Source organism: Halogranum roseipondis, from assembly GCF_059695585.1.
This window is the reverse complement of the sequence record NZ_JBUEED010000004.1, coordinates 82,140-105,895: the sequence shown is the minus strand read 5'-3', so window position 1 is coordinate 105,895 and position 23,756 is coordinate 82,140. Positions and strand designations below refer to the sequence as shown.

The following is a 23,756-nucleotide window of genomic DNA, read 5'->3' as shown; positions in this document are numbered from 1 at the left end:
CGTTGGTCTGGTGGGGGTTGGGTGTATTTCTTACTGCCCCTATAGTGGCGGGCTTCAGTTATGTTCTGGTCAGATTCGTGTTTAGGGTTACATCGGCGACGGCGCTGCTCTTCGTCGGGGTGACGGTCCCGATGCTTATCGCAGTGGCACTTGGCTGGCAGATCGGTGCTGCGGTAAACCGTTACGATGAGTATAGGTTGAACCGCGAAGAGGCATCGGCGTCGACGGAATCATCGGAAAACACGGATCAAACCGCCTCGGAAGAATATGAAGTGTCCGAAGGCTTTCGGTGGGTCTCTTGGCTTCCAGATCACTTGAACAACTTCTTCGTGCTGTTCTTAGGGGGGTCTATCGTCAGTGGTGGATTCACCACTCTGGTCTGGGTGTTCTTTGTTAGACTAACGCCAGAATATCCGATGCCCTCACCGAATGTCGTCGTCAAAGGACTCTTTCCGATGCTCATCCTTGCGAGCTATTTCGGGTGTTTGGCGGTGACAGGTGCGCCGTTCATCTCGATGTTTTGGAGGGAGACGACAAGTCATCTTGAGACGCCGGAGGCGCGCCACGATCACGCTCTCCGGGTTGCGTTGGTCGTTGGTGGACTCTTTATATTAGTTGTAGCACCGTGGACGGCGCTGCCGATTCCATCTGAGCTCAGAATGCCGGTGACCTGGGCGCTCACGTTCACCTACCTGTTCTTCGCAATCACGCTCTTGCCGTTTCTGAATATGGCGCGGCCGCTCACACCTGAAGAATACGCAGCGATCGTACCAGAGGAGATCGATGCTGACCCCCACACGTCGATTTGGGTTGCTACGGTGGGGCTTCGTTCGACGGCGATGGCGGCGGGTGTCTGGCCCTTTCGCCGGGTCTTCGTTGGCGAGACCCTCCTCGAAGATGACAGTATTTCTCCAGAATCACTCCACGCAATCCTCCACCACGAGCACGGGCATCACGTTCTTGGACATCTTCGCCTCGCTGCTGGGGCCGGATTGATTTTCTTCGGTGGTGTCGGTGGGATACTTGCGGTTGTTTCGCCATCGATGCAGACACTCGGTGTGGTGATGGGCATTCTCGCGTTCGGGTTCCGATTCGGCCTCGTACGGTGGGTTCGCCGAGCTGAGTTGGCTGCCGACGAATACGAACGACAACGGGTGGGAAGTGAGACCGCGATAACCGCATTGCAGTCGGTTGCCGATCTCCGAGCGAGGGAGAGTTCGAAAAAGACGGAGACGTCGTCCCTTCCATGGGGGGCTCCGTTTGTTATCGAGTGGTTCTTTCGAGTGCACCCCTCAGTCGAGGACAGGATTGCGGTACTCCGAGAGCGACAGGGGTGTGACAGCTCGCCTTAACAAGAGCGTGGTCACAGGTTGTAGTTACTGATGATGCCGAGAAGATGGGGGACGGCAAGGCGGCAGTCTGCCAGCGCCAATAATCGACTCAACGCCGTTACGTGGTGGGCGCACAAGTGCCGCCGGTCGCCCACTGGATGAGGTTAGCGATAGCGCCCCAAAGAAGGATGACGCCGGCGATCGCCACCGCGCCAACCATCAGCCGGAGGCCCCGCTTTTTCCAAGACTGGTTCCAGCCGTAGAAGTAGAGGATACCTCCGAGGACGAATCCTCCGGGCACGAGCGTCCATCCAAGGAGGAAGATGAAGTCGTTGATGTTGTGGATGGACTGGATGACTTCATTTGAGCTAACCTCAGTCCCATCTGGACAGTCTGCCTGCAAGATCACACTCATCTGCCGAGTCCAAATCGGCGCGGCCTGAGCCATCAGGTCGGCTTTTATGATCGCGAACTGTGCGCGGGCAGCCGTGAGGAGTCCAAGCCCACGTAGGCCACCAGGGAGGGCATCCGCGATGGCAAAAGCTGCGAGCTGGACACCGAGGAGTACGCTGGTCATATCTGTCTCCCGGTTAGTTTGAACCATGCTGGTCTAACACTTAACTCCACCGGGGGTACAGGCGAAAACCCACTCTCTCCGACTGTGCTGGTGGATTACAGGGGAGGTGTGAAATGACGAGAGGCAAGGTAGACAGAGAAAAGAGAATGGAAGGGTATTATTCGGAATTAGTGTCGTCAGCAGTGTCCCCAGAGGAGGGTGAGCCCCCACTTCCGTCTGTGATGGGGTCAGTTGGAGGCTCACTCGTTTCGCTGGGTGTCGTACTGGAGTCAGTAGTTTCCTTCTCAGCAGCTTCTTCGCCCAAACCACCGGCAGTCTCGGCGCTCTCCTCTGGTTGGGTGGTAGTCTGTTCACTGCGAGCGGTGGCAGCCTGCTGGCGACGCTGTTCAACCAACTGAGCGGTTGCGGCGGCCGTCTCAGGTTCAGTAAGGAGATCAACCGTGAGCTCGCTCGCGTGGATTTCGAGATGTCGACGCGCGATTCCGGTGACGCTCAGGAGACATTCACTGAAGTCGGATTCCTGTCCACGTGCAAAGCTCTGGATGGCCTCGACATCAGCTGGGGAGAGGTCGTAGTAGTCGATTACCTCGTCTGAAATTGATTCCTGGTAAAACAGCTGCTTGATGTCGCACTGGTCGTAGATCGCGCGTGGTGAGTGGACATCGTCAGTCTCCTGCATGAATTCTTCTGCAGTCTGGGAGATGAGCGTCAAGCCAGCGTTGAAGTGTCGGGAATGGCGGGTGAACAGGCCGATGAGCGAGCGGGCAGATTTCTGACTGAGCAGGTAGTGAACCTCCTCGAAGATGACCTCCATCCGACGGGAGTTCTCGCGAGCCCGCTGGTAGCTCCAATCAAGCATAACGTGCTGGAGGAGAGGGGCTTGATTGGTATCCTGGAAGGCACTCATATCGAAGACGATGAGCCGCTCGTCCTCGAGGTCGACGGTCGTCTTCCCAGAGAGGTTCGCAGCGACGCCACCTGGCTGGAAGGCTTCGAGCGAGCGGAGGAGGCTGTTGGCTTCGGACTTGAGGTTGCTGTCGTCCTTCGACTGAAGTCGGGAGGTGACTTCGTCGACGCGTTCATCGAGCTCGTCGCGTTCCTCACGGTGAAGATCGGTGGCGTCTCCCTGGTAGCTGACGAATTCAAGTGGGTCCTCACCATCAGCAAGGGCCTTGAGGATGTCGAGGACGTCTTCCATAGTGGGGTTTTCGCGTTCGTGGGTGCGGGGTTCGGAAGTGATACCGTACATAAGGTATGCAAGGTGGAAGACCTGCTGAATGAGGCCAGCACGTTCGGCGCTCAGGCTGTCGCCGCTCTGATCGTAGAACGTCCGCACCATCCCCGTCAAGGAACGGAGTTTGTCCTTATAGGGGTCTTCGGCCTCACCCGTACCGCGGTGGATTTCGAGCGGGTTGATTGTGACGTCGCCACCGAAGGTGACGACATCGCCACCGAGGGTCTCGAAGAAGTCGACAAAGTCGTCACCGGTGGGGTCGAATGCGATGGCGGTGAATTCAGGGTCGATGAGGAGACGGCGCCAGAGAGAAAGTTTCGCGGCGAACGTTTTTCCGGACCCGATCTTCCCAGTGATGACTTTAGAGAAGCCGGAGAGGCTGTATCGGTCGACGATGACAGGGTTTCCGGTCTCATCGAAGCCATAGAGGACACCGTCCTCGTGAGCGATGGCGGGCTCGACGAAGCCGAAGAGGGTGGCCGCCGCGTCGTGTTCCATAAGGTCCGTGTTCTGGATGGGGTCGGAGACGACAGGTGCGATCGCGTCTTGAGATTCAAGTTGGCGAAATTCAAGGGGAACGAGTTCGACGTCGCGGTCAGCCACGAGTTGCTGGACCTTCCGAGCGGTCTCTTCGAGTTCATCACGGGTACTGCCAGCGACTTCGATGTAGATACCGATGTCGTAGAGCCGAGTCGTCCCTTCGGTGAGGCGACGAAGGAGACGATCGAGTTCTTCTCGGCGGTTGAGGTCTTCGTGATAGTCTGTCGCGCCCTTTTCCTCCTTCCGAGAGAGGGCGATCTGGAGTTCGGTGAGACGGTCCTGGAGGGCACCGCGGATCGTTGTGGGATCGCGGGGAGAGTGATGGTAGCTGACGCGGACGTCAAGATTGGTCGTGGTGAGGTTGATAAGCCAGCCACCGAAGACACTCTCGGGAGCACTTGCGGGAGTGAGGATACGGACGAATTCGCCGTTCCGGTAGAGAGTGGTTGGATCTTCGGGGACGATACTTGGTGGGGCGACGCTCGCTTGGTCGATCTGGGCTTGGCTGTCGGCGTCTTGGATGAGTCCAAGGCGGAATTCGTCGGGGTCGGCGGCCTCGAAGTCGATGAGGCGGGCAACCTGTTCACGGATGTTTGCCCGACTCGTCTCCCGGCCTTCCTGTTCGAGGATGCTGACGGCGCGGTCGAAGGTTTCGTCGTCGATTTCCTCGAGGTTGACGTTGGCTGGATCTGTTCGGGCGGAGGTACCGGCACCAGGGATAGATCCAAAACTACCGGGAAGCCGAGAGAGAAGACGATTCAGAACGCCGCTGTTGGCCTCCGTCTCAGGTGCGCCTTTCATTGCGTTTGTAGATGGATGTTGAGCCGAACCAACAAATCGACGTGACGCAAGAATACCGAGACCGAGGAGGAGGGCGACGCCGACAGCGACGCCGACAAGAATGAATGGTGACGGAGCGTTCGGGCCGCCTTGGATCGCTCGCTGGATCGTCTGAATGATCTGTTGCACTTGCCCGGTAGCAGATGCTATTCCGAGTACCCAGGCTACTGGGACGCTACTCATGCTATCGTGGGATACGTAGTGCCTCGGTAAATGGTTTCGCCCGTTGATAGCTTTCCGCAAAGAAGGCGTTTCGACAAGTAGGTTGAGGGAGGGCAGCGAGTTACCCCACAAACTACAGAGATAATTCACTGGTGGGGTAACGCCGGCAGTGGTGCTACCTCAAGTGCCGCAGGAACAGTCGAGAAGATGGAAGAAGAGATGCTGGGATGGTCGGGAATCACTACGGCCGGCGAGGTGGGAGAACTTCCGCGTAAGATTTGGGAGAATACTCGTCGAGTGGTGAGTCGGCGTGGTTGTAGTAGCGGTAGAGGACGTCCAGAACGTCTGCCCTGTCGTCCATCACTTCGGTCTGAACACCGGTCCTGGGGAGTGCTTCGGCAAACTCGTGTTGCCGACTTCTAACTTCAGAAATACACTGTCGTTCGATGACGTCGTCGTCGGTATTCGAGCCGATCCGAGAACGAACTGAGGAGGTGACAGAATTGACACAGCCCACGATTCGCTGGAAGAGAGATCCCGAAACAACGTCTGTAGAGTGGCCATAGGACTGTTCTCGGACGTGCGAGCTTTCGACCCTAACGGCGATGTAGAAATCACGGACTTTGACTCGCCGGGTACCGACCGACTCGTTGAGCCAGTCGATATACGTCGACCGACCAAGCTGCATAATGTCTGGCGGATCCTCAGCCTCGTAGGCTGCACGTTCGATCTCCTCGAAGTGCGTCGTCAGGTCAAATTCACGAGGAAGGGCGAGCACTTGGAAGGGGTAAGAGATTCCACGGAGAACGTCAGCGTACGCGTTGATCGTAGACTGGCGTCCTTCATCGTCGAGGGAAAGCCAACTCGTCGGGGTGATGTGAACAAGGCCGACGTACGCAGGTTCCTCGTTGTCGCTCTCGGTGACTATAATGCCGTCTTCGCGAACGTACTCGAAAGCTAGTTGCGACTGCGTTGTTGTTTCTTCCTGCGTGAGCTGGTGGTAGTACTGGCTCGGGTCACGCTGTGGGCGTTCGCGAGAGTGCATCTGCCCGCCGTCAGTTACGATTTGCTGACCGCTGTTATCATCTGAGGCGGACTGCTGGGGGCCACTCGAGGACGAGGATTCTGGGTCCGGATCGCTGTTGTCGTCGGGGGATTCGGAATCCTCAGAATGGAAAGTGCGGATGTCGTCAAGGTGCTGTCCAGAAACGAGACCGCGTTCGACGGGTTGCCAGAGATAGCGATCCGGGCCCGCGATGTGTTTTGCAGCCCCGATGAGCCACTCGCGAGGGGTCTGACCGGCAGGTGTTCGCCAGAGAACGTACAAGCCGACGAGGAGACCGAGAATCCCGCTTCCGATAGTAAGTAGCCCACTGAACGAGGGCTCGAAGACGTTGTTGATACCGGACGCAAGGATGATACCAGCGAGTGGGACTACGCCGACTTCGAGATCGCTGACGCTGAGTCCGAAGAAGAGGCGATGCTCGAGTAACTGGCCGGCTACTGGGTACCGTTTCATGGGACGTCTTGTGTGAATACGTGTCGTGAATGCCTAAAAATTCTCTCCCCAATAGGGATTGAAGAGTACTTAGAAGACGACGTCAATGCGGCGCGTCCTGCGAAAGTCTTAATGACACACGGTGACAAGTAGTGACAACGATGCCAATCCACGTCCGTGAACTAACAAACGACGAACCGTTCCCCGTGAAACCAGAGACGAATGAGTACGAAGCGCTCCGCTTCTTGCTCTCTCACCGTGAGTACGGTTTCACGCCAAGCGAAATCGCAGACCAGACCGATATCAGTAAATCAAGCGCATCGAAGACGATGACGCGGCTCTTCGAGAAGGGGCTCGTCGAACGGTCACAAGGTGCCTACTACGTCGACCCAGACCGAGCCGAGAAGCTGAAGCAGCGGCTCGAATCTCTCGACTCAGTCGTTCAGCTCTTCGAGTCTGCGCCTACCGATGACGCCTACGCTGAAGAAGGATGGGAAGAAAAAGTTCCAAGCATTGACCCGAACGGGAGGTCAGGAACTGACGAAACGCACGAACTAACTTCCGAAGACGAAGCAGGAGAGATCATCGCAGAGCTTGAAGAGGATGCCGTAGAGGAATAATCGATGGGCTATCAACACGGACACGTTGTATCTATTTCAGATCCATACGAGAGGCGGCCATCTCGTCCAGTCGTTATCATCTCCGACGAAGACTGTCCTGACCACGGTGAGCTCTATACGGTCGCAGCAATGACCGGAAGCGAACAATACGGACAGAATCGCTACGCCGTCACCGTTGAACAAGATGAACCTGAAGTCGGGGAGTTATTGAAACGCTCCTATGTAGAACCGTGGGCGACCAAACAAGTCGACCATAGCGATATCCGCGATGTCCACGCCAGATTCGGTGAAGATACCATGAGACGGCTCGCAAAAGCATTCGCAGCAATGGTTCTCAAGAGGTAGGACAGCCTATTTCCGATACAGGATATCACCCCATAACCCACATCTCTGACGCGCCGACTGCTCAGTAGCTCTCTTCCGACCGCGGCTACGATGAAGTTGTTACGCTCGGATAGGTCAATCGGATGCGAAGAGGTCGGGAGCGCTCGTCTCCCACTCGGTGAGCTGGATGAGCGGATTTTGCGACGGAGCGACGAGCGCGCCGTACTGGCTCTGAAGCCAGCCGTCAAGGGTGTTGCCGATCTCTCTGTTCAGGTATTTGTCGACGGGGACATCGAAGGAAATGATTTTCTCCCACGTGTCGTCCTGGCGGTTGAGGCCGACATAGACGCCAGTTTCCGTTCCCTCGAGGTAGCCGAGGACAGTCAAGTCACCTGGGTTCTCGTCAGTATTTAGGCCGACAATAGGAGCACCGTACTCGATGGACGGAAACCAGTCAGATGCCGCAGTCCACATACCACCGGGGGCCGGCTCTGGTGACATCACATCGATGTAGACCTCAATCTGGATGTGGTCGGCCGGTGGCTCCACGAGTAGGTCGACCTCGTTGAGGTAATCGTGATTGGCGTCTTCGATGAGAGTGGCGACTGGCCGGTCGCGAAGACCGACTTCCTCGGCCTCTTCTCCGGAGAGAGAGTCGGCCCACGCCTTCCGCCAGACCCCGTCAGTGTGGATCCGGTAGCCGTATTCAACGACGTGACCGGACCGATCGGGGGCAGTGACCTTCATCAGAAAGGCGATGACCTTGTCGGTGTGTTCGATCTGAATGAGGGGAATGGGGATCACCTCGACGAAGGACTCTTGGTAGATCCCTCCGGGGGAGAGAGTCTCCCTGAGTTCACCGTGCTGGAGCGGGCGCGGTGGGAGCTGAGATACACAGGCGGCCGCGAAAGTATCATAGAATGACGGCCGGACGGTTTCCTCCTCGTAGAAGGTCGTCGCCCAAGTCGCGATACGATCATCAATAGCCTGCGAGAACTTCTCGTCGATGGAGTCCTCGGTGAGGATAGTCCAGCCAGTCTCTGGTTCGAAGCCGACACCGAACCAAGTGTCTCCGGCGATGAAGCGGAAGCCAACGATGCCCTCACGGTCGACCCAATCATCACCGATAGCGACGACGCCGCCCAGATTTTGGATGTTGGAGGTGTCGACACGGGTGCGAATATCGGTGCCGTCCAAGGTGGAGGGGGACTCGAAACTATCGGGTGCTTGGAGGCTGATGAAATCCGAAATCGAGAGTGGGTGCCTAGGGAGAGCCGCCAGCACGCGACGGGCGGTGGTGGTTTCGGAACCCATGTGTTTGTGTTTCTGTACTAATCTACCGTGTTCTGCTATTTAAAATATCAGCCGGGAAGCACGCTCAGTGAACACAGCACAAAAGAGCCAGTGACTAGTTCTAACGTGGTTCTGGAAGTGACTCGGAATCAACGAGGAATTTGAGTTGAATCGTTATGAGCCGGTGTTGCGAGTTCTGTCGACGTAGTCGTCAACGGACTCCTGGATTTGTTCCTCCGATGGTGAGGAAGAGGGCGGAGAGACATCTCGATTGACGAGGTCAGGGCGCATCGCCTCCACTTTTTGCTGGTCCTTTGTCTTCACGCGGTCGTACCAAGCTTGGACTGATTCGTTGACCGAATGCGGATTCGCCTGATCAATGTCGGACCCGCCAGCGACCGCTTGGGCCTCCCTAGGATTCGGTGCTCTGTCTTCATACTCGGGGGTTAGCGTCTCACCCTCTGGAAGAGGCGGATTCCCCTCAGGTAGTGCCAACACTTCATTATCCGCTGCCACCTCGCTGTCCGTACTTGCACCCAGATCGTCATTCGGTGGGTTCCAATCGCCGTTCTTCACCCGCCGATAGGCGTGGCCGGGCCAATTCGCAATCGGCTCGTTGAGATTATTTTTCACGTGGCTCACACCCGCTTTCGCCTCACGAGCGCCGAGCGCCACGCCACCGCCTGCTAATCCGGCCCCAGCTCGAGCGCCCTGTCCCCACGTAGCCTGACTCATCCATTCTTTCCGTGATTTTACGCCACGGTAGGCGCGCTGCGCGTTACTCCGTGCAGTATCCCGTGCCGACGAGACACGTTGTTTCAGATTAGTTTTCGCCGAACTAGCTGCCTGTCGGGGGTGGAATTCGGGTTTTGCTGAGCCAGTCGCTCCATACGCCTTTGGACCGGTTCCGCTACCGCCACCGAAGTTTCGGAGGGTGTGCTGTCCGGCGCCACCGCCACCCGACGGAGTCGGTCCACCGCCACCTCCTCCTCCACCACTACCTCCGGACGAAGACGGACTACCGCTGCCACCGCCGCGTAACGCACTCAGGCCACTAAACCCGAGAAGATGACCGGCGGAACTCCCACCCATCGACAGGGCCTGAATCCCGACGAAACCGGCGAGACCGAGGCCGGAAAGCCAGCCGAGGAACCGCTTCCAAAGGACGAGCTTATTCTGCGATGCGTCAATTCCGGCAGTGAGTGCTTCCGGGCCGTGGGCCCCGCTCGCGTTAGCCACACAGATGTCCGGGGCGGACATACTACAGCCGGTCTGAAGGGCGAGCGCGATGAGCGGCCCCGCGAGAAGGAGATACGCTGTGACCTTGAAGACAAACATAGCGACATCGTTCGCGTACCGGAGTGGTCCCCAGTCGGTGTACCACATAACAAGCAGGATCGGGAAAGCGGTGTAGACGAAATGGATCATAAAGATGCGGAGGAAGAGGATCATTACAACAAGAGCGATAGCGATGAGAGAGATTGTACCGGCGGCGAGGTAAACGAGCACAGCGGCGATAGCCGAGCCCATCAAATCGCCGATGGCGTTGTTGAGGGCGGGGCCGGCGAGGGAGACCGCGTAAGTCTCGGGCATCACGAGCTTCGTAACGCTATTCGTGAAGACGACAGCGACGTGGAGGAATGGACGGATGAGAGCGAGTGCGAAGAGGGCTTTAACAATACGGATTCCCTGCCGTAAATAGGAGCCCTCTGGGGCTTCCGAAAAGAGTGCCGCGATCGTCCCGAGGACGATGACGGTCGGAAAGAGAATCAGCGAGTACTGGAGATTCTGTATAAAAGTTGCATTCGCTCCTTCCTGGTAGTACAACGGGTCGATAACGAGAAACTCCTGGACCATTCCCACGAAAACCTCGCCCAGGACGTTCGTCAAGCCGGTCGCGAGCGTGTTGACGATCCCCTCGAACCAATCCTCTGGGTCAAGGGGATTAAATAGCGGAATGATCGGGAGGGCAGCCATCGCCGCAGTGGAGGAAACGGTTTGTTGAGCTGTAGGTGCGATACCCAAGAGACGGTCTTGAATTTTGGCCGAGAGGATGCTGGATGACGTCGACGGTTCCATTGCGGAGGTTTCTGTTGAGTCCCTAGACTTTCGGTGGCGAAGACGGCGACCGACACGGTAGAGCCACCTACTAAGGGTGGTTGGAGAGCGCTCCATGTGAATCGCTGTGTCAGAATACGTTGTCCAATACCTATAACTTCTATCCCCGAACCAATCGGAGATAGCCATTGACCGAGGACAGTGAGTCGCGCTACGATCTCATCGTCAACTGAAGTTCGTAAGGCCGGCTGAATGACCTAGAAGTGGGTGTCGTCAATCTTGAGAGAATGTTCCGAGGGATGGCTACTTGATGGTATACCAGCCGACCCCGACGAGTAAGCCTACGCTCACAGCCAGCGAGAGGAGAGCGGCCTGTAGTGGCCGTAAAAAGAACGTCCAGAGATCGGCAATCAGGCTCCCGTTTCCGGGAGAGATCGCGGTTGTATGGCTGGACGAGTAGTAGATGTCGTGATGCTCTGTGTATGGGTCACCGGGGAAGCGCGCGGTGATCGTCGCACTATCGAACGTAGCGTAGGCGACACCGTTGTCGTTTGTAGTGACTGAGGATTCGGTCGCCCCGGTCAAGATCAGTTTCCGATCCGGGAGTGGAGTTCCGTCTGGGCCAGTAAGACGGAGTCTGAGTTCCGGCGGCTCGTTTTCTTCCCCTTCTGCCGGCGGAATCACTGTGTAGGTGAGCGACGAATCCTCCATCGAGGTGACCTCTGTTGTCGAGACGGGTATTTCATCCCCGAAGACCGACGTTACTGAGGTGATCTGACCGGGGGCGTCCCTGATGACAATTCTCGAGGTCTGGTTGGCGGTCGCCGTAGTGAGGTTCACATTTTCCGCCAGGGTCGCCCGCTTCGAGACGCCAGGAACAGTGCGCTGGCGGAGATCCGTCACCCGTCCGTGACGATACACATCCGTTTCTCCGACGCCCTCAACACTTGGGGACGGTTGTCGAGCAGTAAGTCGGAGGGCAAGTGTTGGTGGGAACTCCGTACGTTGTGGGTCTGTGTCCCAGTTCGACGTTGTTTCACCCCAGCGGTACTGACGGACACCGTAGACCTGCCAGACGTTCGTTAGGCGTTGGGCACTGGCATTCGAGTCTCCTTCTACGTTGAGGGCGGCCCAACTCCAGAGTGCCCGCTCAGAGAGATGCTCCGGGCCCTCGATAGAGAGGACGATGGAGCGGCGGTCGTGTGGTTCCTCAATTACGCGCTGGGAAATCGAGACGCTGTCTGGTGGGACAACGTGGACTGGCCGATCGTCGGTAACGGTGAGCTCATCATAGGTGGCATTGACTTCCGTGTGGGTGTACGTCCACGTATCGTTGTGCGGATGGTAGAAATAGTGATCAGTGGTGACTTCCGCGGTGACGTTGATCGTCGCCTGAAGCTCTAGACGTTGCCTCTCACCATCCGAAGGGGGAGCGTTTGCGTAGTCGATATACCGGGCCTCTCGTGCCGATGTTTCTGGTGTCGTGTGTTTCGACCACGTCTGATCGTCGATGCTGAGGTTACGCTCAACCCGTTGTGAGGCGAGATCGTATGTGGTGTTAGTGCGATAGCCGCCGACGACGGCCGTCACAGAGCGATTTACGGTTAGCGGGCCACGACCGGTGGCGCTGACGGTACGTGTGATGGTGTGACCGTCGAGCGTCTCGAACTCAACTGTCTTGGTGACAGTCTGTACGTCGTCCGACGAGTTGTCCTCCGGCGCAGGGATGTTGAGGGTGACATCCTTTGTTTCGCGGACATAGCGGGTGGTCGTATTTGGTTCTGGGAGGGCGACGCGGTAGTCGACGTACTCAAGGACACGCCCGTCTGGCCCCATTAGATAAGTGCCGTTTGTTTCCGCTCCTGGGGCGTTCACTTCGGCAGCGCTGGTCGCACCCATATACGCGATGAAGCCGTCTTTGATGAATAGGCTATCCTCCCGGTCCGGTGCGCTCGCCGGCCACCGACTCGTTGAGTTTGTTCGTTCGACTCTCGCCAACTGGTCAAGTCGATACTCCTGCAGTGTCCGGGGTGAGCCATCAATACGGACGCGCGTCTCTGGATTGGTCGTGAGCGTGTAGGTGTCGACGGCACGAGAGAGATTTTCAGTCGACGCGTTGGCCTCCACAACATACTGGAGGAGGATGCCACCACGACCGCCACCCGGAATGCCGAGAGCCTCCGTATCGCGGTCACTCGCGACAAATACACGAGCATTCCCGTCAACCGGCGGTTGCGCGGTAGAGTTGGATTCGTTGGTCGCGACTACCGCAATCGTGGAGAAGCAGACACTCGAAAGGAGAAGGAAGGCGACGAAGAGGCTGGAAAACTGCCGAGGTGTAGCCCTAGTGATCGTCAACGAAGGCTCGTCGGATGGACGGGGGTTGTCTTGATCCCCCGCGGGAGTATCAAACCGGGAGGTCATACATCACCACTCCGGGACTGGATAGTAACCCGGATGATGGTAGTTGCGAGTGCTACTGGCCGCATAGGGGACGAACTTACCTGCGGATATGTGGTCCGGCGACAAAGTGTTTTCCGCGATTGGGAGACAGTAGAGCAGCTACTCGTGAGCGTGATGAGTGAACGCCAGGGCGGACAGAGTAGTATATGGGAGCCAGAAGTCGCGTCTTCGCAAAAAGTCGTTGAGAGATTAACCCCCCGCGGGGTATAAAATCGAGAGTGAGCAGCGAGAACTATCCTACGACTTCCTCAACATCGTCCCCGTAGGAGATGGTCTCCCAGTTGGTTGGAGTGACTTCGTGACCCTCGAAGGCGTCGTACTCGGGGAAGGCGGAGAGGACGAGGACATCGACACGTTCAGAGAGGTAATCGACGAGATGGTGGATGTTGGTATCGTCGAGACCGGTATGCCCGTCGAGCAGCATAACGGGAACCCGGTCAGCGACATCGAATGCTTCGTGGCCGGCAAGAGCAGCGATGATGCCGAGGAGTTCCCGCTCGCCTTCACTGAGAGCGTCAAGGCTGGCTTCGCGGCCTCCACGTGCGACGATGAGGTCGAAGTTGTCGGTGAGGCGTGCTGTCTCGAACCCGACGTCGAATCTCGTGAGAATGTCGGAGAGCGCCGAATCGAATGCGTCCCGAGTGTTTCGCTTCACACGCTCCTTGCGTGTTCGAAGGTCCTCGACCTCGGAGCGGAGAGATTCGAGTTCCTCTTCGAGGACATCACGCTGCGAGGCTTCCGACTTGACTGTCTCAAGTTCGTCACGAGCGTCTTCAAGCTCAGCTTCCGTGTATTTGATCTCACTCTGGAGGTCAGTCGCGTGGTCTTGCGTCTCACTGACCTGATCTTCGAGTTCGTCAATCTGTGCTTCGAGGGAGGCTTTTCGTTCTCTGGCCGATTCAAGATTCGTCTGTGCGTCATCCAGCTGAGATTCAAGCTCTCCGATGCGGTCGCGGAGGTCGCGTTCTTTCCGCTCCGCATCCCGTACAGTCTGTTGTTTCTCCTGAAGCTCGTTTACCTTGGTGCGGAGAGTCGACTCTTGGTCGCGGAGTGAATTAAGACGGTCAGAGATACTGTCTAACTGTGCCTCGACCTCTTCACGAGAGGTGTCGTTGCCACAGATCCAGCAGGCAAGCTGGTCGGAGAGCATATCGTGAGAGACGTCTGTGAGAAGCGAGAGACGGTCTTCTTCGAGAATGCGCTGATTTACCTCATAAATCGACTGGAGAAGTTCTTTATCCCGTTCGATTTCGTGGAGGTCAGATTGGAGATCCTCGAGGTCGTCTTCGAGCTCCTCGTGTGTTGGGACATCCAACGTCTCAAGTTCCTCTTTTTTTGCTTCAAGTTCATCCCCGACGCGATCTGCTGTTGATTCGTACCGGTTGATGTCTGTCTTGGTCTTCTCGAGCTGGGCGCGGAGGTTACTCAGCTCGTCTCGAGCGTCACTATCTGAAGAAGCTTCGTTGTCGAGTTCGTCCCACTCTTCCTGGAGGTCTTCGAGTTGGGATTCGAGCGAAGTGACCCTCTCTTGGAGGCGCGGGAGGCGGTTAGCAGCGTTTTGGGCTCGGTCGAGTTCGGCCTCGACCTGTTTCTGTTCGGCTTTAAGGTCGGCAATCTGCTCGTCGATGTTCTCGAAATCGAGGGGACGAGTGAGGAGGTCCTCAAGGTTTTCACCCACACGGACGGCTTGGCGGACCTCGTTGGTTTCATCGAGGAACGCGAAGAGGTCAGCACAGACGCGATCGACATCATCGGTGAGGTATGGATCGCCGGATTGTGTAATCGTGCCGTTGGTACGATCAAGGTCGACAGCGTAGGTGGTGTCGTCGATTTCGAGGTCAACATGACCGTGATCTTGGCCTTCGGTGAGGCTTGTTTCAGTCCCGAAGGCTGTTTCAATTGCGGTGAGGAAGCTCGATTTTCCTTGCCAGTTGCTCGCTCGGACAGCGTTCACACCGGATTCGATCGTAGCCTCCCCTCGATGGATGCCTGCAATATTTTCGATTTCTAGATGCCAGGTCATGGTTACGTGGTGTTGAGCATACTATCTATTAGCATAGGCGATTGGGACGAGAACGAAGTGACTCCGAGGGCCAGTAGAGAGAGCAGGAGAGAGGTTTGTGATGATGGCATAGAATTCATCGTTGTATCTGACTGATGGTGTGAATCGTCTTCGTCAGATTCGGTATTCTCCGGCAGATCTGGAGTTGAGTTATTGGGTGGGTCTGTATTGTTTGGATCCGTCAGATGGTCGTTACAGACGTACCCCCGTTTGATTGCATCTTCGATGGGGACCCGTGTGTCGCATTTGGGGCATTGTAGTCTGATTTCGACGTCGACGGTGGCTTGGTCTGCAAAAGGAACAACGCCGTCTTTTGCAAGTTCTGGAAGGATGTTTTCTGTTTTTGAGGCAGCCATTCGTTTCGCCGACGTGATGGCTTTCTCTCGAGACGTAGTAGTGGAATTGGTTGTGGACTGAGTGTCTTTTTCGACTTCGAGACAGTTTTTGAGGTGATTTCGGATTGTGCCGTGAGAGACGAGCGTTTTTTTGAGTTCGTCGATGTCCATCCCGTCGCCCTCGAGGTCGGCCGCGAGCTCGGCGCGTTGGATGTTATCTTTGTTTACAATAACATCATATTCTCGGTCCAAATGGATGCTGACAGTTGATCTCCCGTGGTCTTCATATATCGACTTGAGAACTCGTTTGTTGAACCAATCTGTTAGTTTTTTATATCCTTCTGAAGTGCGGCCGTCAGTTCCAGTCCACCGTTTCGCGAGGTAGTCATCTACAGAGTCATAGTCAGATCCGGGGGCTGTTAACCCATACTCTGCGATGAGATCGTCGACTTTGCACATCTCCGGGTAGGAATTCTATGTCCACATCAATAAAAGCGAAGTGTTCTTCAGACCGCCCGACATTCAGTTAAACTTGAGCTAAATGTCCGTTTCCTATCCAAGGGTGCCTAATTGAGTGATGAGTACGTTGTAGTTGTGTTCTCAATAGCTGGGCTCCGTAACGCTGAGCGAGTCGTAGCTGGCCTATTCAGTCAGTGTGTGATAGGGGAAGTGGAGGAGGTGTGTCCGGCATTCTTTGCAGACAATCGAGAGCTGTGGTCCTGTGTTATCAGTAAAGTGGTCAAAGTCGAACTCGCCGTCAGAGGAAGTGTAGGTAGCTTCTCTAAGTTCCATTATAGCGAGTTCGGTGTTTTCACAGACAGGGCAAGGGTCACCTCGGGACCAGTTTGGATATTTGGTGCTCTGTCGGGCGCAGATCTCATCTTCGGACATTTGTTCGACGAGATCAACCACTGTATCGAGGTCGAGGTGACGATTGATATTGTGGGAATCAGTGGTTGGGGCCGTCGATTGGCTGGACGAAACATCGATTCCTCCGTCGGTGGATATCTTTCCGTCTTTCAGTGTGATGACGATGGTCGTCATGGGGGCATTCTACTATTTCAGGGAGCGGTTGGCAGGGCGGTACTTCCGGAGTGGTGTGTTTTGAACTAGTGGTGTACTGACATTGTCTAATTCGGATGGAACGGGCAGGCGGATATCGATCCGTAATGACTGCTTTAGAGATGGGAAGAGTAGGAGATTGGCGACTGAATTCCGGTTCATGAGATACGCTTTTGAATATTACCGGATTGTGTGTTATACTCACCCGTGTTTACACCGTCAAAATGTATGAACATACACAGGTCAGAAGGCGAGGATTTAATCGATGATTATGGAGAGAATTTTTATCCGATCAGGTATAAGATTGTACCCTCAACGGTATTGAATTCGCATTGGGATGCCTTCTTTTGATCGAGTCGTAACCCGTGGTTCGAGTTCAATTGCTTCGTCGTTCTCCCAATTAAATTGGAATTTCTGCCCGACCGTTGCTAGGACTACTTTTGCTTCTAAGAGAGCGAACTCCCGACCGATGCAAGTTCGACGTCCACCACCAAAGGGGGCGTACGCAAAGTCGTGGAATTCCTCCTCAAACTCATCAGTCCATCGTTCCGGGCGGAACGCCATAGGTTCATCATAGAACCGTCCATCTCGATGGACATGGATTATCGATAGATGAATCTCATGGTCCTCGGGAATCCGATATCCACCGACTTCGACATCAGTGAGCGTCCGGCGCGGGATCGTATGAACTGGTGGATAGAGCCGTAGCGCCTCAGTGATTATTCGGTCTGTGAACTCCAACTCTTGGAGGTCGTCGTAAGTGGGCGAGTCTCCATCGAGAACTGTGTCCAGTTCCGTATGAAGTTGCTCTTGGAGGTCTGGGTTCGTCGCCAGCGTGTACCAAGTAAATGCGAGAGCTGCGGCGGTCGTCTCGTGCCCCGCAAAAACCATAGTGATCAGTTGATCTTCGATCTCTTCGATTGTAAGATCTGATCCATCCGCCCTATTACGCGCCTTTTGGAGCTGTGTGAGCAGGTCTGGAGTATTTGAGTGAGCACCCTGCTTAGAGTTCGATTGGCCCTCGGACCCACCTGCCTCGTCTTCTGAGATTCTTGTTCGGTCGCTTCCTTCTTCGAGTAATCTTCGAACCTCCTGACGGAGGCGCTTCGTGGATTGATTGAATCGACGCCGTGCTGGTGTCGGGATCCACGGTGGCAGAATCCATGATGATGGTGTGAACCATTCGTTGAGTCCATCGGCGGCATCACGAAGTTCTTGATCCTCGCCTGGGACCAACGAACGACCGAACAGCGTGGAAAAGAGAACCTCCAGAGTGAGGTTCTTCATCTCAGGCTCCATATCTAGTGTTTCACCCTCAATCCACGTCTCGAGACGTCGTTCGGTACACGCAACCATTTGCTCTGTGTAGCCTCTTATGTGGTCTCGGTAGAAGAGCGGTTGTAACATATCACGCTGTTGTCGCCACTTCTGGCCCTCGACCGAAAGGAGGCCGTTCCCGAACGCGCGTTGATAGTCCTCGGTTTTCCCGAAGACTTCGACATCGGACACAAGGACACGGTCAAGGTGGTCTGGGTGAGTGAAAACAAAGACATCGTCGACTGCCGGGAGAGCCATCCGGTAGATGTCTCCGCACTCCGACGTCGCCCGCTCTACAAACGTGAATGGATCGCGAGCGAACTGGACAGCGTTTTTGAGGACCGGATAACCCGACGGTGCCGGTGGTAGTTTGGAGCTCACGATAGTCGCTCTTTGTATCAGTATATGTAAAAAGTACCGCTGAAAGACGGGTTTCGGGTGGGTTTTGAAAAGGAAGGGTATTCCAATAAGCTCGATTCAATATCAGATTTGTGCGATATATTCATAGCGTTGGGTACGCACTTTAGTAACGGGTGAAAACAAGTGACGCAGTCCGAGCGTGCGACCACAAATCCACTCACGGACGAACGGATTGTCGTCCGTGAATTCATTAGTGATCTTGCTGGGTCCACCTCTTTAGATATACTGCGTTCACTCGACGAGGGCGCAAAGACGGCCTCGACTATCGCAGAATCGGGAGAGATCACCCGACAGACGGTATCGAAACATCTCGTGCAACTCACCGATTTGGGGTTGACGAAAACAGCTGATGCTGGTGGATATGAGCTGACGGCAGGGGGGAAAATCACGCTGGAAGCGTTTGAATCGTGTCCAGATAGTCTCGATCGCGAGCCACTCACCCAGCTAACTCGGTCGAAACATACTATCCCGCTGTTACAAACGCTTGCAGAGCAACCCAGCCGCCCGAGCGAATTGGTGGACATAACCAACGGGTCTCCGTCTCGCGCAACTGTTCGGAGAGCGTTACGGATGTTTGAGACGGAAGGATGGAGTGTAGAGAGCGACGGTGTTCACAGGCTCACGCCCGCTGGGCAACAAACAGTAGAACGGTATGAGGAACTGGCCGAGACAATCGAGCAGGTGTTGGATAAAGCACCCTGGTTCCAACGGCTCAGTCCAATTAGAACGGAGATTCCAGTTCGAGCCCTCGCTGACGCAAAGCTGTATGTCTCCTCACCCCACTCTCCAGGAATCGTCCTGGCCACAGCTCTCAAACTCTGCGATCCACGGCTTGATCACTTCCGCGTGTTGACATCGATTTTCAACCCGACGCTCTTTAGCGCGTACAATAAACTGCTCAAACTTGGTCTGAAAGGGGAGGCAATCGTCGACGCCTCGCTCTACCAGCGACTCCATGAAGAAGAGATGGAGTACTTTCTGGACGACTCAAACTACGACAACTTTCAGATATTCTGTCTCGACGAACCACTGACGCTCGGCATTGGTATCTACGATAGGGAGCAGATCGCGGTTGGGGCGTACAATAAAATTGGGGAGGGAGAACATATCGCGATGATCCTCAGTTCAAATGAAGCAGTAGTCCAATGGGGAGAGGATCTCTATAATCAGTACCAAAAGCAGGCTCACGACCCTGCCGAGATGTAAACGCATCAGTCTATGTTGCTATCGCAATGGGCGAGGTGGACCTGCGTAGAATAGCTTGAGGGGTTGTTGTGTGGATATTTCTAAAACGATGGAAGACACTCTTTTAGTGTTATTTTGAGGTCATCAGCCCACGCCGACTGTCGTGACGCCAGTTCCTCTTTGAGGGAATCTCGTTTGGCTTCAGCTGTCTGCTGAGTTTCGCGCTCCGTTTTCAACTCGTCTTGGAGGTCATTCGGAGAGAGTGAAGCATACTCTACTGGCGGAGCGCTGGGGACGTTCCCACCATATCCGGTCGAGATACCGAATACGGCCCCGATTGCCTGCTCGATTTTACGGATTCGGGTACGTGAAGTGTCGATGGTATCTTGAGCAGCGTAGTACTCTCTCACTTGCTTCTTGTACGCTGAGGGGGGTGAGTGCTCTTCGAGATTGTCCAGTGCAGTAAGTACCTCGTCAATAGGGATGTCGCGTTGTGTGAGGAAGTCGACCGCGTCATCACCGATGAAGATACGAATCCGGTCACTCGGAACCGACCGGAGATGGTGACCGATTGGGATATCGTGGACATCCAAGGGGAGGTAAGGTGTGGCGAGCGTTGAAGTCACCCAGTTGATTATCGTATCGACGAGTTCGTCGGGACCGGGGCGGCGCTGTCCGACATACCCGCCATAGCTGTTCCGATGATTCTCGATTATCTTCTTCTGTGTCGTAACACGGAGTCCCCACCACGTGTCGGAGAGCGTTCGATAAACGTCCACCTGGACGTGGAGATATGCGTAATCGAGTTTTTCGGCCTCGCAGGTGGACGTCCATTCGTCAAGTTCCTCACTGGCGTCGAACGTTGTTATCTGGTCCTCACCGATGTCTGTCGGTGGTCCACCAGAGCGGCCGGTGGTCGATGGATTAGTTGAAGTCTCCGATTCGGCTGACGTAGAGGCGTCGTCATTTCGAGGAGTAGGTGACGAAGATGAGCTGTCGGAGTCGTCTGGTGACGCGTTCTGGGTGGTTGACGTGCTGTCGGTATCTGAATGACCGAGGGAACTGAGGGTTGATTGTTCGGATGTCATAGGATGAACGACCACTTGAAGCGGTGGTGTGTTCGTGACTACTCCGACTGTTCGTCGGCAAGTTCTCGGGCTCGTCTCGCGAGGAGTCGTTGTACCCACGTTCGGTTTTTGTGCTGGTTCTCGTAAGCGAGGTACTGCTGGATCGTCTCTCGGGAATGTATACAGTGGAGGCCCGCCTTGATGAGGCGTGCGTTGGACGTGTCGAGAAATCGTTTCGGTGGGAGTTCCTCGAGGATCTTGTCGTCTGAGTCAGTCACGATGTCTTCGCCTCCGTTGGATGACGCCTTACTCATAGGCCGAAGGTGGGGTGTAAATCGTCGGCGGGTCAGGCCACGTTTCTACTTCTTCCTGGACGGCTGTGAGTACGGCTTGCGCTTGCCTCGAATGTGAATCTTCGTTCGTCGGTGGATCGATGAGTACCCGAAGTTCGAGGACATCCTCGAGTTCGATTCCCGGGACGTTGTGGTAGAGCGTGCGGAGGACCTTGTCGCGGATGGTTTCAGGCGAGTCACCGGCTTGTGCGATCGTTTCCGGGTCGACGGTAGAGGCAGCTGTTGACATATGAAACACTTCACCTGCTTGGCGGTGGGGAGAAACCCGCGTTTCTGGGTGAATTCCCGTTCAGAGGTGATAGCGGTCTCCGTAGTTACCCCACGAGGAACGTTGCGGATGCCTCTCCGTGGGGTAACTCGAGAGAGACTAATCACCGTTGACGGGCGTGAGTCCCTCCTGGTACTCAATACGCTTCCGTTCCGATTCGTTGCGGTACGCAAGCGTCCATCCGTTTTCGTACGCGATAACGATCGCATCCTCGAGCGGATCGTAGTCGGGATCCTCCGGGTCGTAGACCGGTGCATCGTCAGGAGCGAACGGACTCGGCTCTTCGTAGATGTTTCGCCCGCTCGCTGCCCAGACGGGGTCCTGTGGCTCCTGAACCGCTTCTCCGTAGACGTCACAGGGGGTCGTCTCCGGCCAGAGGTCGCGTTCTTGCCAGAAGGCACGCATCTCACGGAGACTCCGACGGACAGTTTCACGAATCCCGAGATTGTCAGCGGATTGCCAGCCATCGCGACTCCAGTACTCTCCGAGGTAGGCGACCTTCGCCGGCCCGTTCCAGTCCATCCCGACGATGTTCGCCGGCGGCGCACCTGTGAGCGTTGGCTGCGTGAGATCCTGGAGCGCCTCGTACTGGACGAGAGGACTCCCACCGAGGAGGTGAATATGGCGGCCACGCCAGTCCACAGGGTCGCTGTAGTCGTCTGCGTGGAGGGACGAGTAGCCGAGCGGATACCCGAGGACCTGGTCGTCGTCGATAATCTCGATTGCCTCGTGGCACTTCGGGACGATAATGTACGTTGTCGACGGGTACTCTTCGCGGAGGTTGCGAGCGAGTTGGGTGTACTCGCGAGCGTCCTGCGGCGTGTCAGCGTCACCGATGACGGCTACATCGGGCTCGTACTCGCGGAACCGGTCGACGTATCGGTCGGGATCGGGGTCGTGGAACTCGTTGTCGAGCATAACCACCGGGAGGTCGACGTTCCGGTAGGAGTCGATCTGGAGGCGATAGTCCTCACGGATGCCCGTGGTGAAGCCAAGTTTGTAGGCGTCTGTCGCGAACGGCGCTCTGAAGAGGAAGCCGATATATGCGGGGCGACGGGCCGACTCGAGGGTGTCCGGCTCGGGTGCCGCGTGCGGTGGTGCGAACGGACGTTGTATCTCGGTCGAAGCCGAAGCTACCTGAAGAGAACTGGAAGCCATACGCGGGAAGTGTGAAAAGCTGGTTGCGACGGTTCTTGACGAACGATACGGATGCCGTGCTGTGCAGCGGCTCAGGCCAGCTGCCGCGAAGAAAGACTCGCGAGACAGGTACTGTCCCGAGAGATGGAGGAATTCATATCTCGAGAGTTCGAGCGTTCAGGTGACGAGTTGTGGTCCAGAGCGACGGTTAGGAGGTATTGCACTGATGGCGCTGCTCGCAACTCTGGCAGAGGAGCATCTGGTCGGGATCGTCCATCGCCTCGCGTTCGTGGTCTTTCAGTCGGTTATGGCCCCAGCGGTTGTACGCCTCGTCGGGTCCGTTGTCCAGGGCGGCGAACGCGCCGACGGTTGCTTCGAGACGGAGAATGCGCCGATAGACATCGGGATAGAAGAGCCGGATCATCCGGAGTTCTTTCCGTTTGGAGAACGCCCCACAGAGGCATTCTCCCGAGATTTCGAGCGTCTCCTTTACGGGTGACATCGGGAGGTCGAGGCTGCGTCGGTAGCGGCGAACATCGAGTGGAGTGAATTCGACGAGCGGAGAGATCGTCGGATAGCCAAGGAACTCCTGCTGACCGCTCGCGTCGACGTTTTCCATCCGGTTCTGCGATTCGTGCCGAGAGACACCGGAGATGAGAAGGAGGTCGTCCTCAAGCATCTTCAGGAAGCGCGAGAGCGGCTTCTCCTTGAGATTCCAGTACATATACTTGTGCGCTCCGGGGCCAGGGAAGCCAAACCGCTGGATGAGCGCCGTGTATTCCTCGTGCGGCCGACGGTACTCGTGCTCTTGGCCCGGATCGTCGCAGGGCGCCCCGACCTCGTAGTACGGGATATCGAGCGCTTCTGCTCGCTCCTCGACAAATGCGGTCGTCTCCGGGATGCCGATCCCGGTGTTGATGTGGATGACACCATCCAGATCGAGGTAGTGAGATTGATAGACGACGTGCATCGCGGTCAATGAATCGTGGCCGCCGGAGACGAGCGCGTAGACACGGTCTGTTTCAGGGGCGGCCTCGATCACGCGACGAGCGGTGTTCGCAGCCACGGCGTTGACGTCGTCGGGGAAACCCAGCCGGAAGTCCGACGTCGACGAGACGGCGGCAGTAGAGCTCATACTGAGGCGTCGTGGTCGAGGTTGTTTGTGAGGGCGAGCCAGAGAGCGTATGCGGCGTGGCGGTAGAGGACGGTCTCACACTCGGGACACCAGTACTCGACGGTGCCGAGTCGATCGAGGGCGGCGCTGAACGCGCTCGACCCATCGTGATGAATCGCGCATTCCTCGTTCAGATGCATCTCGTGGAGGTGGGACGTCCCACACTCGGGACAGGGCTGACCCGGCTCCCAGTCGTCGCGTGCGATGGCTGTGACGCAGTACGGTTCGTCGCTTGGACGGGGCCCAGTGAGCTGGTAGGAGGTCTCGCTGCGGGCGTCGGGGGACGTGGTGGAGCCTGTCTCGGTCATATGGATCACGCAGCCCGTTCGACGGGCTTTCAGGCTCGAAGAGCGAGAAAAACACACCGAGCGAGGAGGGTGCTGTTAGAACGGTGGTTCGACGTCGATCGCTGCGACGTACTCGTTGATATTTTCCT

At 56.2% G+C, this 23,756-nt stretch carries 20 protein-coding genes; 5 read left to right on the top strand and 15 right to left on the bottom strand.

What is annotated here, in order from left to right; genetic code table 11:
• The first annotated feature begins 44 nt into the window (after window positions 1-44).
• Window positions 45-1,352 (top strand): M48 family metallopeptidase, encoded by a 1,308-nt coding sequence (locus EOHIBHHM_RS20090; protein WP_497257372.1) that lies wholly within the window; start codon window positions 45-47, stop codon window positions 1,350-1,352.
• Window positions 1,353-1,449: 97 nt separating this feature from the next.
• Here EOHIBHHM_RS20090 and EOHIBHHM_RS20085 read toward each other — a convergent pair whose 3' ends face one another.
• The 3 genes from EOHIBHHM_RS20085 to EOHIBHHM_RS20075 form a co-directional block, all read right to left on the bottom strand.
• Entirely contained in the window at window positions 1,450-1,908 is a 459-nt protein-coding gene (locus EOHIBHHM_RS20085; RefSeq protein ID WP_497257370.1) for a hypothetical protein, read from the bottom strand.
• Window positions 1,909-2,065: 157 nt separating this feature from the next.
• Window positions 2,066-4,705 carry a VirB4 family type IV secretion system protein gene (locus EOHIBHHM_RS20080; RefSeq protein ID WP_497257368.1) on the bottom strand — a complete coding sequence of 880 codons (2,640 nt, stop codon included), beginning with the start codon at window positions 4,703-4,705 and terminating at the stop codon, window positions 2,066-2,068.
• 220 nt (window positions 4,706-4,925) lie between these two features.
• Entirely contained in the window at window positions 4,926-6,203 is a 1,278-nt protein-coding gene (locus tag EOHIBHHM_RS20075) for a TraC-like domain-containing protein (RefSeq protein WP_497257366.1), read from the bottom strand.
• A 140-nt stretch (window positions 6,204-6,343) separates the two neighbouring features.
• On the opposite strand from EOHIBHHM_RS20075, the gene EOHIBHHM_RS20070 reads away from it, so the two are divergent.
• Window positions 6,344-6,802, top strand: a complete 459-nt coding sequence (locus EOHIBHHM_RS20070; protein ID WP_497257364.1) for a MarR family transcriptional regulator — start codon at window positions 6,344-6,346, stop codon at window positions 6,800-6,802.
• Window positions 6,803-6,805: 3 nt separating this feature from the next.
• A complete protein-coding gene (locus tag EOHIBHHM_RS20065) occupies window positions 6,806-7,147 on the top strand; it encodes a type II toxin-antitoxin system PemK/MazF family toxin (RefSeq protein WP_497257362.1) in 342 nt (113 codons plus the stop codon).
• 114 nt (window positions 7,148-7,261) lie between these two features.
• Here EOHIBHHM_RS20065 and EOHIBHHM_RS20060 read toward each other — a convergent pair whose 3' ends face one another.
• The 5 genes from EOHIBHHM_RS20060 to rdfA form a co-directional block, all read right to left on the bottom strand.
• Window positions 7,262-8,440 carry a hypothetical protein gene (locus tag EOHIBHHM_RS20060; RefSeq protein ID WP_497257360.1) on the bottom strand — a complete coding sequence of 393 codons (1,179 nt, stop codon included), beginning with the start codon at window positions 8,438-8,440 and terminating at the stop codon, window positions 7,262-7,264.
• 153 nt (window positions 8,441-8,593) lie between these two features.
• Window positions 8,594-10,396, bottom strand: a complete 1,803-nt coding sequence (locus EOHIBHHM_RS20055; protein WP_497257358.1) for a TrbL/VirB6 family protein — start codon at window positions 10,394-10,396, stop codon at window positions 8,594-8,596.
• A gap of 384 nt (window positions 10,397-10,780) precedes the next feature.
• Window positions 10,781-12,901 carry a DUF8186 domain-containing protein gene (locus EOHIBHHM_RS20050; RefSeq protein WP_497257356.1) on the bottom strand — a complete coding sequence of 707 codons (2,121 nt, stop codon included), beginning with the start codon at window positions 12,899-12,901 and terminating at the stop codon, window positions 10,781-10,783.
• Between the two features lie 271 nt (window positions 12,902-13,172).
• Window positions 13,173-14,963, bottom strand: coding sequence for an archaea-specific SMC-related protein (locus EOHIBHHM_RS20045; protein WP_497257354.1), 1,791 nt, complete (start codon window positions 14,961-14,963; stop codon window positions 13,173-13,175).
• Window positions 14,964-14,965: 2 nt separating this feature from the next.
• The gene (gene rdfA / locus EOHIBHHM_RS20040) at window positions 14,966-15,796 is read right to left on the bottom strand and encodes a rod-determining factor RdfA (protein ID WP_497257352.1); all 831 of its coding nucleotides are present in this window, start codon (window positions 15,794-15,796) and stop codon (window positions 14,966-14,968) included.
• 111 nt (window positions 15,797-15,907) lie between these two features.
• On the opposite strand from rdfA, the gene EOHIBHHM_RS20035 reads away from it, so the two are divergent.
• Complete coding sequence (locus EOHIBHHM_RS20035; protein ID WP_497257350.1) at window positions 15,908-16,450, top strand: hypothetical protein; 543 nt, start codon at window positions 15,908-15,910, stop codon at window positions 16,448-16,450.
• 261 nt (window positions 16,451-16,711) lie between these two features.
• Here the strand turns inward: EOHIBHHM_RS20035 and EOHIBHHM_RS20030 are convergent, their stop codons facing one another.
• The gene (locus EOHIBHHM_RS20030) at window positions 16,712-18,097 is read right to left on the bottom strand and encodes a cytochrome P450 (RefSeq protein ID WP_497257348.1); all 1,386 of its coding nucleotides are present in this window, start codon (window positions 18,095-18,097) and stop codon (window positions 16,712-16,714) included.
• A 162-nt stretch (window positions 18,098-18,259) separates the two neighbouring features.
• Between EOHIBHHM_RS20030 and EOHIBHHM_RS20025 the strand changes: the two genes are divergently transcribed.
• Window positions 18,260-19,342, top strand: coding sequence for a transcriptional regulator FilR1 domain-containing protein (locus EOHIBHHM_RS20025; protein WP_497257346.1), 1,083 nt, complete (start codon window positions 18,260-18,262; stop codon window positions 19,340-19,342).
• 80 nt (window positions 19,343-19,422) lie between these two features.
• Here EOHIBHHM_RS20025 and EOHIBHHM_RS20020 read toward each other — a convergent pair whose 3' ends face one another.
• From EOHIBHHM_RS20020 to EOHIBHHM_RS19995, 6 genes are all read right to left on the bottom strand, one after another.
• A complete protein-coding gene (locus EOHIBHHM_RS20020) occupies window positions 19,423-20,409 on the bottom strand; it encodes a hypothetical protein (protein WP_497257344.1) in 987 nt (328 codons plus the stop codon).
• A gap of 38 nt (window positions 20,410-20,447) precedes the next feature.
• Window positions 20,448-20,666, bottom strand: coding sequence for a DUF8129 domain-containing protein (locus EOHIBHHM_RS20015; protein ID WP_497257342.1), 219 nt, complete (start codon window positions 20,664-20,666; stop codon window positions 20,448-20,450).
• A gap of 28 nt (window positions 20,667-20,694) precedes the next feature.
• Window positions 20,695-20,970 (bottom strand): hypothetical protein, encoded by a 276-nt coding sequence (locus tag EOHIBHHM_RS20010; protein WP_497257340.1) that lies wholly within the window; start codon window positions 20,968-20,970, stop codon window positions 20,695-20,697.
• 138 nt (window positions 20,971-21,108) lie between these two features.
• Window positions 21,109-22,167 carry a DUF6610 family protein gene (locus tag EOHIBHHM_RS20005; protein WP_497257338.1) on the bottom strand — a complete coding sequence of 353 codons (1,059 nt, stop codon included), beginning with the start codon at window positions 22,165-22,167 and terminating at the stop codon, window positions 21,109-21,111.
• 187 nt (window positions 22,168-22,354) lie between these two features.
• Window positions 22,355-23,281, bottom strand: a complete 927-nt coding sequence (locus tag EOHIBHHM_RS20000; RefSeq protein ID WP_497257336.1) for a phosphoadenosine phosphosulfate reductase domain-containing protein — start codon at window positions 23,279-23,281, stop codon at window positions 22,355-22,357.
• Window positions 23,278-23,628, bottom strand: a complete 351-nt coding sequence (locus EOHIBHHM_RS19995; protein ID WP_497257334.1) for a hypothetical protein — start codon at window positions 23,626-23,628, stop codon at window positions 23,278-23,280. Before EOHIBHHM_RS19995 ends, EOHIBHHM_RS20000 begins: the two co-directional genes overlap by 4 nt.
• Window positions 23,629-23,756 lie beyond the last annotated feature (128 nt).

Excerpts from the sequence above, each read along its gene's own strand:
- EOHIBHHM_RS20085 (WP_497257370.1), bottom strand. The coding sequence starts at position 1,908 with ATGACCAGCGTACTCCTCGGTGTCCAGCTCGCAGCTTTTGCCATCGCG.
- EOHIBHHM_RS20080 (WP_497257368.1), bottom strand. The coding sequence starts at position 4,705 with ATGAGTAGCGTCCCAGTAGCCTGGGTACTCGGAATAGCATCTGCTACC.
- EOHIBHHM_RS20075 (WP_497257366.1), bottom strand. The coding sequence starts at position 6,203 with ATGAAACGGTACCCAGTAGCCGGCCAGTTACTCGAGCATCGCCTCTTC.
- EOHIBHHM_RS20070 (WP_497257364.1), top strand. The coding sequence starts at position 6,344 with ATGCCAATCCACGTCCGTGAACTAACAAACGACGAACCGTTCCCCGTG.
- EOHIBHHM_RS20065 (WP_497257362.1), top strand. The coding sequence starts at position 6,806 with ATGGGCTATCAACACGGACACGTTGTATCTATTTCAGATCCATACGAG.
- EOHIBHHM_RS20060 (WP_497257360.1), bottom strand. The coding sequence starts at position 8,440 with ATGGGTTCCGAAACCACCACCGCCCGTCGCGTGCTGGCGGCTCTCCCT.
- EOHIBHHM_RS20055 (WP_497257358.1), bottom strand. The coding sequence starts at position 10,396 with ATGGCTGCCCTCCCGATCATTCCGCTATTTAATCCCCTTGACCCAGAG.
- EOHIBHHM_RS20050 (WP_497257356.1), bottom strand. The coding sequence starts at position 12,901 with ATGACCTCCCGGTTTGATACTCCCGCGGGGGATCAAGACAACCCCCGT.
- EOHIBHHM_RS20045 (WP_497257354.1), bottom strand. The coding sequence starts at position 14,963 with ATGACCTGGCATCTAGAAATCGAAAATATTGCAGGCATCCATCGAGGG.
- rdfA (WP_497257352.1), bottom strand. The coding sequence starts at position 15,796 with ATGTGCAAAGTCGACGATCTCATCGCAGAGTATGGGTTAACAGCCCCC.
- EOHIBHHM_RS20020 (WP_497257344.1), bottom strand. The coding sequence starts at position 20,409 with ATGACATCCGAACAATCAACCCTCAGTTCCCTCGGTCATTCAGATACC.
- EOHIBHHM_RS20010 (WP_497257340.1), bottom strand. The coding sequence starts at position 20,970 with ATGTCAACAGCTGCCTCTACCGTCGACCCGGAAACGATCGCACAAGCC.
- EOHIBHHM_RS20005 (WP_497257338.1), bottom strand. The coding sequence starts at position 22,167 with ATGGCTTCCAGTTCTCTTCAGGTAGCTTCGGCTTCGACCGAGATACAA.
- EOHIBHHM_RS20000 (WP_497257336.1), bottom strand. The coding sequence starts at position 23,281 with ATGAGCTCTACTGCCGCCGTCTCGTCGACGTCGGACTTCCGGCTGGGT.
- EOHIBHHM_RS19995 (WP_497257334.1), bottom strand. The coding sequence starts at position 23,628 with ATGACCGAGACAGGCTCCACCACGTCCCCCGACGCCCGCAGCGAGACC.